This is a genomic window from Neolewinella sp. (assembly GCF_965214665.1).
In the GTDB taxonomy this organism is placed as follows: Bacteria; Bacteroidota; Bacteroidia; order Chitinophagales; family Saprospiraceae; genus Neolewinella.
Genome location: NZ_OZ243970.1, coordinates 1266153 through 1280113, shown reverse-complemented (window position 1 = coordinate 1280113; position 13961 = coordinate 1266153). Strand labels below are relative to the sequence as shown.

Annotated in this window: 12 protein-coding genes; 8 read left to right on the top strand and 4 right to left on the bottom strand. The window is 52.2% G+C overall.

All coding sequences use genetic code 11. The annotated features are described in order from the left end of the window. The first annotated feature begins 153 nt into the window (after positions 1 to 153). Positions 154 to 600, top strand: a complete 447-nt coding sequence (locus tag ACOOHD_RS05740; RefSeq protein ID WP_420460615.1) for a four helix bundle protein — start codon at positions 154 to 156, stop codon at positions 598 to 600. A 3-nt stretch (positions 601 to 603) separates the two neighbouring features. Here ACOOHD_RS05740 and ACOOHD_RS05735 read toward each other — a convergent pair whose 3' ends face one another. After that, positions 604 to 1032: a hypothetical protein gene (locus ACOOHD_RS05735; RefSeq protein WP_420460614.1), complete on the bottom strand. Its 429-nt coding sequence runs from the start codon at positions 1030 to 1032 to the stop codon at positions 604 to 606. A 25-nt stretch (positions 1033 to 1057) separates the two neighbouring features. Between ACOOHD_RS05735 and ACOOHD_RS05730 the strand changes: the two genes are divergently transcribed. Then, positions 1058 to 1840 carry a (Fe-S)-binding protein gene (locus tag ACOOHD_RS05730; protein WP_420460613.1) on the top strand — a complete coding sequence of 261 codons (783 nt, stop codon included), beginning with the start codon at positions 1058 to 1060 and terminating at the stop codon, positions 1838 to 1840. On the opposite strand, the gene ACOOHD_RS05725 is transcribed toward ACOOHD_RS05730, so the two are convergent. Together ACOOHD_RS05725 and typA are read right to left on the bottom strand one after the other, a co-directional pair. Continuing rightward, positions 1841 to 4360: a gliding motility-associated C-terminal domain-containing protein gene (locus tag ACOOHD_RS05725; protein ID WP_420460612.1), complete on the bottom strand. Its 2520-nt coding sequence runs from the start codon at positions 4358 to 4360 to the stop codon at positions 1841 to 1843. Positions 4361 to 4435: 75 nt separating this feature from the next. Further along, positions 4436 to 6241, bottom strand: a complete 1806-nt coding sequence (typA, locus tag ACOOHD_RS05720) for a translational GTPase TypA (RefSeq protein ID WP_420460611.1) — start codon at positions 6239 to 6241, stop codon at positions 4436 to 4438. Positions 6242 to 6731: 490 nt separating this feature from the next. Here typA and ACOOHD_RS05715 point away from each other — a divergent pair, with 490 nt between their 5' ends. From ACOOHD_RS05715 to ACOOHD_RS05690, 6 genes are all read left to right on the top strand, one after another. After that, complete coding sequence (locus ACOOHD_RS05715) at positions 6732 to 7871, top strand: tyrosine-type recombinase/integrase (RefSeq protein ID WP_420461408.1); 1140 nt, start codon at positions 6732 to 6734, stop codon at positions 7869 to 7871. 273 nt (positions 7872 to 8144) lie between these two features. Beyond that, positions 8145 to 9584, top strand: coding sequence for a hypothetical protein (locus ACOOHD_RS05710; protein ID WP_420460610.1), 1440 nt, complete (start codon positions 8145 to 8147; stop codon positions 9582 to 9584). 510 nt (positions 9585 to 10094) lie between these two features. Then, positions 10095 to 10319 carry a UPF0175 family protein gene (locus ACOOHD_RS05705; RefSeq protein WP_420460609.1) on the top strand — a complete coding sequence of 75 codons (225 nt, stop codon included), beginning with the start codon at positions 10095 to 10097 and terminating at the stop codon, positions 10317 to 10319. Next, a complete protein-coding gene (locus ACOOHD_RS05700; RefSeq protein ID WP_420460608.1) occupies positions 10312 to 10770 on the top strand; it encodes a DUF3368 domain-containing protein in 459 nt (152 codons plus the stop codon). Before ACOOHD_RS05705 ends, ACOOHD_RS05700 begins: the two co-directional genes overlap by 8 nt. Before the next feature lie 375 nt (positions 10771 to 11145). Next, positions 11146 to 11442, top strand: a complete 297-nt coding sequence (locus ACOOHD_RS05695) for a hypothetical protein (RefSeq protein ID WP_420460607.1) — start codon at positions 11146 to 11148, stop codon at positions 11440 to 11442. A gap of 5 nt (positions 11443 to 11447) precedes the next feature. Then, a complete protein-coding gene (locus ACOOHD_RS05690; protein WP_420460606.1) occupies positions 11448 to 11912 on the top strand; it encodes a type II toxin-antitoxin system VapC family toxin in 465 nt (154 codons plus the stop codon). Positions 11913 to 12226: 314 nt separating this feature from the next. Here ACOOHD_RS05690 and ACOOHD_RS05685 read toward each other — a convergent pair whose 3' ends face one another. Then, positions 12227 to 13405, bottom strand: a complete 1179-nt coding sequence (locus ACOOHD_RS05685; RefSeq protein WP_420458460.1) for a transposase — start codon at positions 13403 to 13405, stop codon at positions 12227 to 12229. Between the last annotated feature and the right edge of the window lie 556 nt (positions 13406 to 13961).

The following is a 13961-nucleotide window of genomic DNA, read 5'->3' as shown; positions in this document are numbered from 1 at the left end:
CGTTGTTGGGTTCGGGCGTCGGAGGTGTTATAGGTGTGGTAGGTGTGATATGTGTGTTAGTGGTGTGGTCGTATTGCTTGTGAAGCAGGTACTGAAGGTGCGGTAGTTGTGGCGGAAGATGGAATGTAGTTGTATTAATGGAGAAATTTTGATATGGACGATTGGGTAGATACGGGGGCTGATGACGAGCTTTTTTTAGAACCTGAATCTGGGTATGGGGGGCGGCATACGTCAAGTAAGGAGCTTGCTATTGCGTTGAAACGACGGACGAAAGCTGCCGCGATTGATTTGGTCAATTTCATGCAGGCTGCGCAGAAGAACCCGGCACTCAATGTGGTGCGGTATCAAATTATAAAGTCCGCTACATCGGTGGCCGCTAATTATCGTGCAGCCTGTCGGGCGCGTTCGAAGCGCGAATGGTACGCTAAGCTCTGTATTGTGGTAGAAGAATGCGATGAGACACTTTTCTGGTTAGAAATACTTGCGGAAAGTGAGATTCCTGTAGATATGAACAGCGTCCGTATTCTGGGAAAAGAGTATCAGTCCCTACTTCAGTTATTCGCCAAGTCGCGCGCGAACGCTAGGGTGAAAAAGACTTAAATTTCAATCCCCTAAAATCTGTAAATAGTAAGTTACCACACCTACCACACCTACCACACCTACCACACCTACCACACCTACCACACCTACCACACCTACCACACCTACCACACCTACCACACCTACCACACCTACCACACCTACCACACCTACCACACCTACCACACCTACCACACCTACCACACCTACCACACCTACCACACCTACCACACCTACCACACCTACCACACCTACCACACCTACCACACCTACCACACCTACCACACCTACCACACCTACCACACCTACCACACCTACCACACCTACCACACCTACCACACCTACCACACCTACCACACCTACCACACCTACCACACCTACCACACCTACCACACCTACCACACCTACCACACCTACCACACCTACCACACCTACGACGATCGAACCCAACAACCCAACAACGCAAAACCCAACAACCGTGACAGTAAAAACCATGGCCGACTACGCCGCCCAAGACAAAACCCCCGAAATCCTCTTCTGGGTAGGCTGCGCCGGCTCCTTCGACGACCGCGCCCAGAAGGTAACGCGTGCCTTCGCAGAGATTTTGACCAGTGCCGGGATCGAGTTTGCTATATTGGGAGATGAGGAGGCCTGCACCGGCGACCCCGCCCGCCGCGCCGGCAACGAGTTTCTGTTCCAGATGGTGGCGCTGCAGAATATCGAGACCTTGAATATGTACAGCGTGAAGAAGATGGTGACGGCCTGCCCGCACTGCTTCAATACGATCAAGAATGAGTATCCGGCGCTGGGAGGGCACTATGATATCGTGCACCACACGGAATTACTCCAGGAACTGATTGATGCGGGCAGAATAAAAATGACTGAGGGCGGCGAGTTCAAGGGCAAGCGAATCACCTACCACGATAGCTGCTACCTGGGTCGGGCGAATGGTATTTACGAGGCGCCCCGCTACGTGCTTCGGTCCATCGACGGACAGCTCGTGGAGATGAAGCGGAGTCGGCAGAACGGACTCTGCTGCGGAGCCGGTGGGGCCCAGATGTGGAAGGAGGACGAGCCCGGGGAGAAACGCATCAATACCGAGCGGACCGATGAGGCCCTTAGCCTGAATGCCGATGTGATCGCCGTGAACTGCCCCTTCTGCCTCACCATGATGACCGACGGCGTAACCAGCCGCGAAAAGCAGGACGAGGTGATGGTTTATGACCTGAGCGAGCTGATTGTGCGGCAGCTTGCCAGTTAATCAGCGAATGAGGGTCACGGAGCCCGAACGCTGTACGATCTGACCGGTCACGAGCTGCAGACTGATGCTGTACACATAAACGCCCGCACCTGCGGCCCCGCCGGTCCAGGTCGTTTTGGTTTGGGGATCGTAGGCCCAGATTTCAGTGCCCCAGCGGTCGAATACCTGCCAGCGGAGGATGTGGGCCACCTGAGGGCCAAAACCCGGTACCCACCGGTCGTTCTGTCCGTCACCGTTTGGACTAAAGGCGTTGGGGATGTAGATGCTGGGCTCACCCGGTAGCACCGTGATGCGTAAGCTATCGGAGGCAGTGCACCCGCTTTCATCCAAAGCGGTGACGGTAAGTGTAGTGTCGGTTAGGAAGCGAGCGGTGGCGCTGCTACAGTCCGGGCAATCGAGCCGCTCGGGGGGTGACCAGCGGTAGCTAATGGTGGGTGAGGAGGCGGCTACTTCCGTGGTGTACGTGACGGGGGTACCCGCTGTAACGGTGGTGGGGCCGGTAAGCCTTAAGTGAAGTGAAGCTGCTGATTCTGGAACCTGTAACTGGCGAAATACCTCGCAGCCGGAAGTAGTGCGGACGATAAAACTGTAATCGCCAGCTGTCAGCCCAGAGAGTGAATCGGGAGAATACGTAGCATTCTGCAGCAACCTCAAACTTCCCGATCCGGTGGGGGATAGCACAATGCTTCCGTCATTACCGCTGGGGCAGGTAGGTGGCCTAGTGATTAGCGAAAAGGATTCCTCGGTGATGCTGACGGTAATAGGTAGCGTCACTGGGGCACAGGCTGGCGAGTCCGTGATGGTCACGGTATAGGTGCCTGCCGCCAGATTGGGACGGTCGCCCGTAATGGTAGTGTCGGACCAGCGGTAGCGGTAGGGCGCCACCCCCCCGGTGACCTCGATACGCACTTCGGCGGTGGGCAGTCCGCAACTCTGGATTTGCCGGTAGGTAGCCGTTGGTCCACCCTGCAGTAACAGCTCCGTAGTGACGATGGAATCGCAGCTTTCGGTAGTGGAGGGGAAGGTGTCGCGGTAGATGCCGGGCTCCGAACGCCACCTGCCGTTGACGAGCGCCGAGTCCCCGGCGCAGAACGGCAAGCTCACGAAGGATTGCCGGTCGCAATCGTCGCAGGGGATATCGCAGTCATCGGTTAGGTCGATCCGCAGTGAGGGCGTGGGAGCACTAGCCAAAGTGGAAAAAGTTGCGGCAAAGGGAGTACTGACTAACGTAGTGGGTGACCATGTGGCCGGCGGATTGCTGACCGTGACGGTAAGCGGCCGCACGGTCACACAATCGCTGAGCGCGGCCCCTGAGGGTGTAAGTTGTAGTAACAGCCCCTCGTGGCTCCGGCCGCCGTTGAAGACGTAGGTAGCGGTAAGCGCAATGCCGGTGGGGCGGGGGAGGAGCTGCTGATTGGCCCGGGCGTAGAGTAGCACCCGGCCGGGAAATATGTAGGAGTTGGCCCAGCGGACCCCCCCGTTCAGATCGGTATGGATAAGAAAAATATCGCGTTCCTTTCCGAGGGCATAGCCGTAGATGAGGAGGCCTCCGGCGTGGGGTTCGAGTTCGATACCTACTTCCCCGTCGTAGTCGTCGAGGTTAAGGCGGCGGGTCCAGAGTACGTTGTTGTTTAGGTCAAAGGCGGAAAGCGCGGGGGCGGTGCGGAAGGAACCGGTCAGGGTATCCAGGTCGCCCCACTGAAGGACGTAGACGGTCTCGTTTACTACCTCAACGTCATAGCCGAAGATCCTAGCGTTGCGCTGTGCGGCGGCAAAGCCCATTACGGCCTGGGAGAGCTCGCCCGAATCGTTCATCCGGGCGACCAGGGTACGGATGCTACCGGCCCCTCCACCCCGCACGGCCTGACCAGTGACTACGAAGCCGCCCCCGGGGTGGGGTACGGCATCGAAGATGCGCTCGTCGCCGTCGAGGTCCATTAGGTTAGCCTCGCCAATTGGGGAGCCCGTGGCGCGGTCCAGTCGCTGCTGGTAAGCGCGCAGGAAATCGGGTGCCGGTAGGTTCAGGCGGGCGCCGGTGATGAGGTAGTTGCCAGCCTGGTCTAGCAATAGGGTATTTGGGTCGCTGGGAAAGTCAGCTTCGCGCAGGTAAAGCAGCCGGCCCGCTACCGGATCGTAGCGAAACAGGAAGGCGTACTGATTGCCGGAACGAAATAGGCTACCGACACCGGCGATCATGCCGTCGGGGTCGAGCAGTAGGGTGTTAAGGGTAGTCAGTTCCGTACTCTCGCTTCCCGTAGGTAGGGCGATTTCCCATAGGCGGTCTCCGTCCGGTGCGTGGCGAGAAAGGTAGATGTCTCCATCGATCATGCCGCCGACCAGGGTGCTGCTCCTCCCGCTTGCTTGTGGGTAGTCCACTACACAGGTCAGACGGACATCCCGTCGGGCCGCATCGACGTGGAACTGCGCGTAGCTGGGCCCCGTACACTGCGGTTGCTGCGCCTGGAGGCAGGAGGGGGACAGAAAGAGAAGCAGTACGAGACAACGGAGCGGTAGGAGCATAGCTTGACCCCTTAAGGTAAGCAGGCTCCCATTCTTGATCGCGGGGGGGTGGGCAGTTCGTCCGCTACTTGCGAATTAGAACAGAATTTTCTCCCCCCGTTTGCGCTCGGCCTCACGCAGCAGTGTTTTGCGTAGGCGTAGGCTTTCGGGGGTCACCTCGACGTACTCATCGGCCTGGATATACTCCAGCGCTTCCTCCAGGGAGAATTTACGGGGCGGTACCAGGCGAGCTTTGTCGTCGTTGCCCGACGAGCGCATGTTGGTTAGCTTCTTTGTCTTAGTGACATTGATGACCAGGTCGGCGGCGCGGTTGTTTTCGCCGATCACCTGCCCTTCGTAGATCTCCTCGTTGGCGTCGATGAAGAAGCGGCCGCGGTCCTGCAGGTTATTGATGGAGTAGGGGATGGCCTTACCGTTTTCCATGGAAATTAGCGAGCCATTGAGGCGGCCGGGGATCTCTCCTTTATGGGATTGGAACTCCTTAAAGCGGTGCGTCATGATAGCCTCGCCCTGGGTAGCGGTGAGCATATTACTGCGCAGTCCGATGATGCCGCGGGAGGGGATCTCGAATTCTAGCGTCACCCGTTCGCCCTTCGGCGTCATACTCAGCATCATCCCCTTGCGCTGGGTAATCATGTTGATGGCCGTGCCGGACATCTCCTCGGGTAGGTCGACCGTAAGTTCCTCTACGGGTTCCATTTTCTCCCCGTCGATCTCCTTGACGATGACCTGGGGCTGGCCGATCTGGAGCTCGTAGCCCTCGCGGCGCATCGTCTCTATCAGCACCGAAAGGTGCATCACCCCCCGCCCGAATACGCGGAATTTATCGGCGCTATCGGTATCCTCTACGCGGAGTGCCAGATTGCGTTCGAGCTCGGCGGTGAGCCGGTCCTTGATGTGGCGGCTGGTGACGTACTTACCTTCTTTGCCAAAGAAGGGGCTATCGTTAATGGTAAAGACCATACTCAACGTCGGCTCGTCGATGTCGATGGTCGGTAGCGCTTCGGGGTTCTCTCCGTCGGCAATGGTGTCTCCGATCTCAAAGCCTTCCACGCCGAAGACGGCGCAGATGTCGCCGGCCTGTACCTCGTCGACCTCTACGCGGCCGAATCCTTCGTACACGTAAAGGTTACGTGCGCGAGCTTTGGTCTCCGTGCCATCACGACTGATCAGCGTGAGCGCCTGGTTCGACTTCAGGGTACCCCGGCTGAGCTTACCAATGGCCATACGCCCGATGTACTTACTGAACTCGATGCTAGTGACCAGCAACTGGGTGTTTCCTTCCTTGATTACGGGTTCGGGTACGTATTCCAGAATAGCGTCAAGCAGCGGCAAGATGTTTTCGGTGGGTTTGCGCCAGTCGGTGCTCATCCACCCCTGCTTGGCCGACCCGTAGATCGTGGGAAAGTCAAGCTGCTCCTCGGTGGCATCCAGGCTGAACATGAGGTCGAACACCATCTCGTGCACCTCCTCGGGGGTACAGTTAGGCTTATCGACCTTATTGATGACTACGAGGGGGTTGAGTCCTAGCTTGAGGGCCTTGTCCATCACGAAGCGCGTCTGCGGCATGGGGCCCTCGAAAGCGTCGACGAGCAGGAGAACGCCGTCGGCCATATTGAGTACCCGTTCTACCTCACCGCCGAAGTCTGCGTGGCCGGGGGTATCAATGATATTGATCTTCGTGCCCTGGTACTGGATGGACACGTTCTTTGCCAGGATCGTGATGCCACGCTCGCGCTCCTGATCGTTGCTGTCCATGATGAGCTCACCCGGCCGTTCGTGGTCGCCGAAGAGCTGTCCGGCGAGCAGCATTTTGTCCACCAGCGTGGTCTTACCGTGGTCGACGTGGGCGATGATGGCGATGTTACGAATAGACTGCATAGAAAGAAAATTGCGCGGGGGGGGGTCGCTTTTGAGCGCGCAAAGGTACGATAAGTTAGGGAGTCAAGGAGTCAAGGAGTCAAGGAGTCAAGGAGTCAAGGAGTCAAGGAGTCAAGGAGTTAAGGAGTTAAGGTGTACGGGTTGAACGGGAAAGGGCTTAGGAGAGAGCAGTGTCAGGTGAGGACGAAATAGGGGGCTGCGTCATCTGGGGTAGGGGCCCTAGATGTAAGCCAGGTGCAGCATCCTAGGTGAACGAACTTTCGGGAGAAATTTACCCGCTACGCACCCGTAGAAATGTTTGTACACGTTATTTTCACCCGGTGCAATGGGCTAAGCGGCGCAAAACACTTGGGCTAGGCGTTTCGATGCATGGGGGGCGAAGCCGTGGAGGGAATGTCTTTATGCGTTTATAAACGCCTAAATTCGGAAGTATACGTTTAAAGTTAGGTGGTTCTCTAAGGACCATCGTCATTTGTGGGAAAAGACCGTGATGACGATTTTGATTCAAAAGGTGAACGGGAGCACGGCGACGCGGTATATCTTTCAGCCAGTCGGCATCCCCGTCGAAAAATGGAAACTAACAACGAAGGATATTCCGGAAGTACGGTATCATGCCAAGCAAGGGTACTGGTCGGCCCCGGCGGTGGCACGGACACTCAAGGCATTGTCGGCTACTTACGGGAACAGGTGTTTGCACTGGACTTTCGATCTTTATTCGACGGAGTCGTCCGGAAACGGTGCCGAACGAAAGCAGAAGAAAAATGAAACTTCACTTCCGAACCACTGGAAGGAGGTCGTACACCGCACGGAAGAAGAACTTCGAGTGCGTCGTTACGCTTGGCGCACGGTCAAGGGCTATCTTTCGCACCTTCGAAGATTTTTTGCTAGCCATCAGGAGCTAAGGGCTGAACGTGTAACTGTTGATGTAGTACGACGCTACATCCTAGATCGATCTCAGGGCGGTAGGTACTCGCGCTCGTCGCAGCACCAGCTACTGAACGCCCTGAAGTTTTGGATGGAAAAGATCGAAGGCAGGGAAAAGACCTTCATCGAATTACGACCCCGTAAGGAGAAGCGCCTACCGCAGGTGCTCAGTGTGGAGGAGGTGAGGCGACTCTTAGCTTCGGTTACCAACCTTAAACACCGCTGCGTACTGAAGGTCATCTACGGCGGCGGACTTCGGTTGGGGGAGGTGTGCAACCTGCGGCTTACGGACCTCAACTACGACCGTATGCAAATTTTCGTTCACGGGGGGAAGGGCAATAAGGACCGCTACACCACGCTACCCAGATCGTTGATTGCTGAGCTGGAGCAATACCACCAGGAGTTCCAACCTGACTACTGGTTGTTCGAAGGACAATCTGGCGGTCGGTATTCCCCCCGGTCGGTACAGGCCATATTGAAGCGAGCCGTGAAGCAAAGTGGCGTGAACCCCTACGCTACCGTTCATACGCTCCGTCACAGCTACGCCACTCACCTTTTGGAGCAGGGAACTGGACTTCGGCACATACAGGCATTGCTCGGTCACAACAGCAGTAAGACAACGGAGGTGTACACCCACATCAGCAGCACGGAACGCGAGCGAATCGTGAGTCCCTTGGATCGAATGGACGATGATCGCCGCGGTTAATTATTGCGTATGTGCGCCCGTGGAAGTCACACACTCGTCAATCCAAGCACACCCGTCAATTGGTAAAAGTGAGCTAACTTTGTTGCGCATACACAGCCCTATGGGCGGCACACCCGTCAATAGTTGCGTAGGGATAGGGGGTGCATGCGCAATGCGGGTGGGTTAGTGTTGGGCGACAGCCGCTTTAGGCGGCCGGTCCTCACCAAATTATGTATGTTCCGAAAAACTGCTCAGTAATTTGAGCATTCTACCACTTGATAATTTTTTAGAAAAATGGATAGCCTTGAGGATGGAAAAGATTTGAATGATGGAACAGATAAAAATATCAGTAGCTTACGGAAGTCATTTTTTAGGCTATCGGCTGACTCGGCTTTGGGGGAGCATGAAACTTTTTACAGAGAAAACGTTGAAAGATGGTTGCATAACGCTATTGATTTAAAATACCAGTATCCGTTAGAAATCGCCGTATATGTAGCTGATTTATTAAATAGTAATTTTACATTGTCTTTTATAGTAAAAAATGCCTTTATCAACTTTAAAGATGTTAATCAGTGGGGCATCGGCCGGAAGGTTCAATTTATAAACAGTTTCTTCGAAAATGGCTACAATTATTTTGGATTATTGATACACGCTCATAATTACCACAAGGAATACATTTCTACTCTAGAACCAGTTTGGTATAGTCCAATACAAGTAAACGAGTATAATAAGAAGAAATATTTGCGTGGAAAAGATTATAAGGGATATAAGAAAGTTGGACAGTACGTTACTAAGCAGTGGGTACTTCAAAACAATCCCTTTTTGAAGACATTATCTGAAGATGAGGTACAATTTATCAACTCCTTTAGAAATAGTGATAGCCATGACGCAACTCAAATTCACGAAAATAAAGTTTTTGAAATTGCCGATGGGAAGGTAATAGATCGTACGGTTATTGTTGAATCGCTGTGCCGTAAGCTGGTAAGCATATATACTCTTTCGTTACATTTTCATTTGATTTTACTTTTAGAAGGTAACTTTTGGATAGCCGGATATTTAGTGCTTAAATCTGACTTAGTAAAATATAATAAAGCAAATATTGATTTTACTACTTATACATCAAATTTTGACAAAGACAAATCCGGAGATTTGCATTTGAAGAATAAGCCTGCTTTATCAAACCTAATTAACTTCATCACCACTACCGATAAACAGCTGATGAAATTATCTATAGATAAGTTGAAAAAGGCTAGGCAAGATTTAAGTGTTAGCGAAATACACAATAAAGCCAGAGACAATACAATGGAGGTGTACCAGCTTCTTTCAGAGTATTCGTTAGACGGATTTTGGAAAAGGGTACGTGCAGAATTGCACTACTATAATAGAATACTGGAAAAATTTGATTATTTTATAGACGTGGAAGAGCTGGACAACGCTGAAAATGAAGCTAGCAACGAAACCCTATGTATGACTCAAGTTTCTATATATCATATGGTAACTTCTATTGAAGGCCATGAAAGCATGGATTTATTCAAGGAGTTTATAGCAACCAAAGGCGAAAGTGGGATAACAAAGGAAATTGCAAGTAAATTACTTGAGCTTGGAGATTTATCTGATAAAAAATTTGCAGCTACCGTCAAGGCTTTTTCCCTTATATCACTTGGATTTGCAATTTTATCCGGGGTTGGCATGTTTCAAAAAAACCTAGATGTCATTGTAAAAAAGAATATGTAATCTTCAACTGTACTATGAGAAAATCGAAATCGCCCAACATTGCGCCATCGTCAAGCCGGCGGTGAGCATTTTGGGTGTCGATAAAGTTTCAAAACGGTACCTTATGGCTGATTGCGGTCCGATAGCTGATTGGTGGAGCCGGCCTGCGGTGGCGCCCCCGTTGGGCGAAATGCCGGCATTAGGCCGGCACTACCAAACCCACAAAATGACAAAAACCCGTAAGAACAGAAATACAGGGCAAAATCGGCGATTGATGGTAAAAATGGGCAGAGTCACGCTACTCGCTAGCGATTGTAGCCGGTGTCATCCCGTCGGACAATGTTCCAAAAGCTCCCGCTGGTCGGTTTTGGTCCATGCCACCGCGCTGCCCCCTTAGTGAGAGTACATACTAATTGCTTCGTTTTGTACATGGATCTCAGATGGTAGGTAGCACGCATCGTTGCACCGCGCAGGCATAGCTGCCAACTTCTCAGAAGGTAGTCTTGTTCAACTTCATAAAACACATACACTATGGGACTCCACGTAGAACTACCCGCTGATCTCACGGCTACTGAGTTTGACCTAAAGATGATGTTTGCCAGTAAGTTGTATGACGAGGGCCTAATCACCACCGGTCAAGGCGCAAAAATGGTGGATTTGAGCCGTAGGTCCTTCATTGAGTTACTCGGCAAGTACGGAGTTTCTGCATTCCAGACTGAAGAAGATGAGCTACTAGAGGATGTAGCCAATGCCTGAACGAGTAGTATTATCCGATGCCAGCACGCTCATCGGTCTGTCAAGTATCGACGCGTTACATCTGTTAAAAGACCTTTACGGTAGGGTAGAAGTGACTACTATTGTACAGGATGAGGCCTCAGTTATGACCCCCTGGTTAATTGTCAACGACAGTTACGATAGCACGGTGTTCAGATCGTTAGCTTCCAGACTTGATAATGGTGAAGCGAGCGCTATTGCACTAGCCCTTACTCAGGAAAACTGTTTACTGATCATCGATGAGCGCAAGGGAAGACGACAAGCTCTAGCACTAGGGCTGAAGATTACCGGGCTGGTAGGAGTGATCATCAAAGCCAAAGAAAGGGGGCTCATTGATTCGGGTAAGGATAAACTAGATGAGCTGCTAGTGCGTGGTTTCAGGTTGTCTCCGAAAATATATACCCTGGCACTGAAGCGGATGCAGGAAGATTAGCGTGAGCAGGACTGGCACACCCGCAGGACTGAGGACATAACAAAAGAGAACATCGCCCAACATTGCGCCATCGTCAACCGGGGCTGGAAAATTTGGGCCTAGTTGCTTCGATTGATGACGGTGTCAGCGCGGCGGACAATGGGCCAAAAGCTCCCGCTGGTCGGTTTTGGCCCATGCCGCCGCGCTGCCCCCTTGTCGGGGATAGAGATCGCTGGTTGCGTTGTTTTGCTCATGCCCCGGCTGCGGCGGCGCCCTCGTTGGGCGACATGCCGGCATTAGACCGGCACGAACAACAACACCCGCTGAGCTTTGGTCAACGCCTTCAAACCTAGCACATTCGATCCGCGTTGATCAAAGCAACTAACTGAATAGCTCATGGTCAATTTAAGAGAACTTAGGTACAGTCTGATTGATGTCATCATGCAAACGGATGACACGAAAAAGCTAAGGCATGCCTATAACAAATTGACTCAAGGGGACCTAGTGAACCCCGAACATGGCCAGTCAACCAGAGACAAACCCCGAACTATTGACCTGAAGCATCAAGTTGATCTGCAAATAATTAGGAGTCAACAAAATATATCACCACTGTCTTTTGATGAGATTGCTAAAATGAATCAAAATGAAGAGTGGGATCAATCACTTGAAGAATTATTAGCGAGCATAGATTAGTCAAAATGAATTACCTGCTCGATACGAATATTGTAATTATTTATAGCAGAGATAAGGATTACGCCAAGCAGATAGAGACGAAATATCAGCTGTTTGGGGGTGATCACGATCTATATATTTCAGTCGTCACTTTGGGTGAGCTCGATGCATTAATCAAGAAGAATAAGTTAGGTCAAAGGAAAATTGACAAGATTGAAAAGATACTATCGGGCATCGCCACTATTGGGATCGATTATGATGAGATTATCTCCAAGTATGGAGACATTGATGCATACAGTCAAGGGAAGATAGATCGAGGCGGCCAGAAGTTTGCTGCTAAAAATATGGGCAAGAACGATTTGTGGATCGCCGCAACGGCCAGTCACTACGATCTAACCCTATTGACTACTGACAAAGATTTTGATCATCTTGTAGGCGAGTACCTTGATCTAGAGCTCATTCGTTTGAACACGCTGACGGAGAAGAAATAGCACTCGCCCAACAATGCGCCATCGTCAACCGGGGCTGGGGAAGTTCGGGCCTAGTTGCTTCGATTGATGACGGTGTCAGCACGGCGTCAATGGTCCAAAAGCTCCCGGCGCTACGCTCTGGTCGGTTTTGGTCCATGCCACCGCGCTGCCCCCTTGTTGAATACAGAAATTGCTGGTCGCATTGTTTTGCTCATGCCCCGGCTGCGGCGGCGCCCTCGTTGGGCGAAATGCGGCATTAGGCCGCACTGACAAACCAAAGTAAGTTTAGTAGTCCCTAAAAGCTTACGTTATATTTAAAGGAAGGGTGTACACTGCTATACATGAGCCCAGGGGATATTATGAATCCGGTCGATTTTGTTAGCGACCTTTCGCAATAGCGCCGCCGGTTTGGCTAGTTGGATGATCACCCAACTCATTCCTTGGCGGAAAATGGAGTGGACCAGCGTCCTGACTTGCCGTTTGCCATCCCACTTGGTCTGTCGGCTCGTGGGATACTTGCGATAAAACTTCAGCCCCTGGGCACACATCCAGATATAGGCCAGGCTGACCAGTTGGAGCAGTAGCTCCCGCTTGGCGGTGCCTTCTACGCGCATGGCCTCCAGATCAAAACCGTTGGTCTTGAGGTGACCGAAGGTGACCTCGATACTCCAGCGCACACTGTACTGTTTATGCGCTTGGTCAGCACGTCGTAGACTGGTGAGCAAAAAGACAAACTCGTCCTCGTCGGGATGGTCGGCCTTGGGGTTACGTACCACGACGTAGTAAAAGGATTTTCCGCCCAACTGAATCGGTTTACTGATACGTGCCTTCTTCTTACACCGCCGCAGTTTAGCGCACATCCCTTGGCAGTTCTTGCCCCGGCTTTCGTTGATCGCCTGATGGTAGATACCGGCCTTAAGGCGGATGACAAAGTTGATTTCATACTCGGCAAGGGTAGCGAACCACTCCTGGCCAATGTATTCCCGGTCGGCCAGTAAGGTCATGCCCGCCAGATCATACTGCTCGGCGGCTCGCGCCAGTAAGGCGGCCCGTTCTTGCTGAGAGGAGTGACCCTTCTTGGCCAGATCGATGCTGGCGATGGGTACGGCTACCCCGTCTACGACCAGGGCCAGGGTCATCAGGTGCACCTGCCCATCACGGCAACCCCAGGACGTACCGTCCAGCACCAGTTGTTTGGCCCGGCGAATCGCTCGTTTGGAGAAACAGTTGATCATCGCCAGGCGGAAGTGATGCAGGGCCCGCTGGACCTGATCGTAAAACTCCTCACTTACCGCGCTTTTCACCGTGCGAATCAGGCGGGTGTAGTTAGCCTGCGGACGGGACTTAGCCGCGGCCGCCGAACCGATCACCTGGGGTACGAAATCCTTGGCCCTGGCCAGGTTGCACGAACGGCTTAGGTAGATGCTCTGGGCGGTGATGAACAGGTTGTTGAGCAGGTGATCGGGTAAGTCCGGGCAGCTTGCCTTAACTTGGTCCAAGAGTGGATGAGTCATTGGTTCTTTCAAGATGTGGTAATCCAAAAGGTACCAACATCCACTCACTTTTCCTACTCCCGCCGGACCGCTCAGCTAGCCCTCATGTATAGCAGTGTAGGAAGGGTGGGTGATTTAAAGCTGTCTAAAAGCTCTATCTTGTGAGCGTCTATCGTCATTTTATATAGGGATTTGGGCAAACCAAACTCTCACCGGACAATTCTTAGTTAAGATTGTCGACTGTTCTTGCAACTTTTTACCGAAAGAAGTTGGTTTCTTCCTAGTCCATATAATGTTAAATACTTATGACACTTGAACCTACCAAAGTTGGTGCCTGGGTAATCCATCATACCAATAAGCTTGATGGATTTACTCGTAACCCTACGTTTGTGAAAATCACAGATGCTGGGAAAGCTGGAAAATTATTGGCTGCCTTGTCCGCAACTGATTTTAACGCAACTGTTCCTGCAGAAAAGGTAAAGACACTCGCCGGAAATGTAAACATATCGAGAAGAGAGCTAGGTACATACTTACGAGATTTAGAAAGTCAGAGGCTGATAGAGACGTCAGCTTCGGG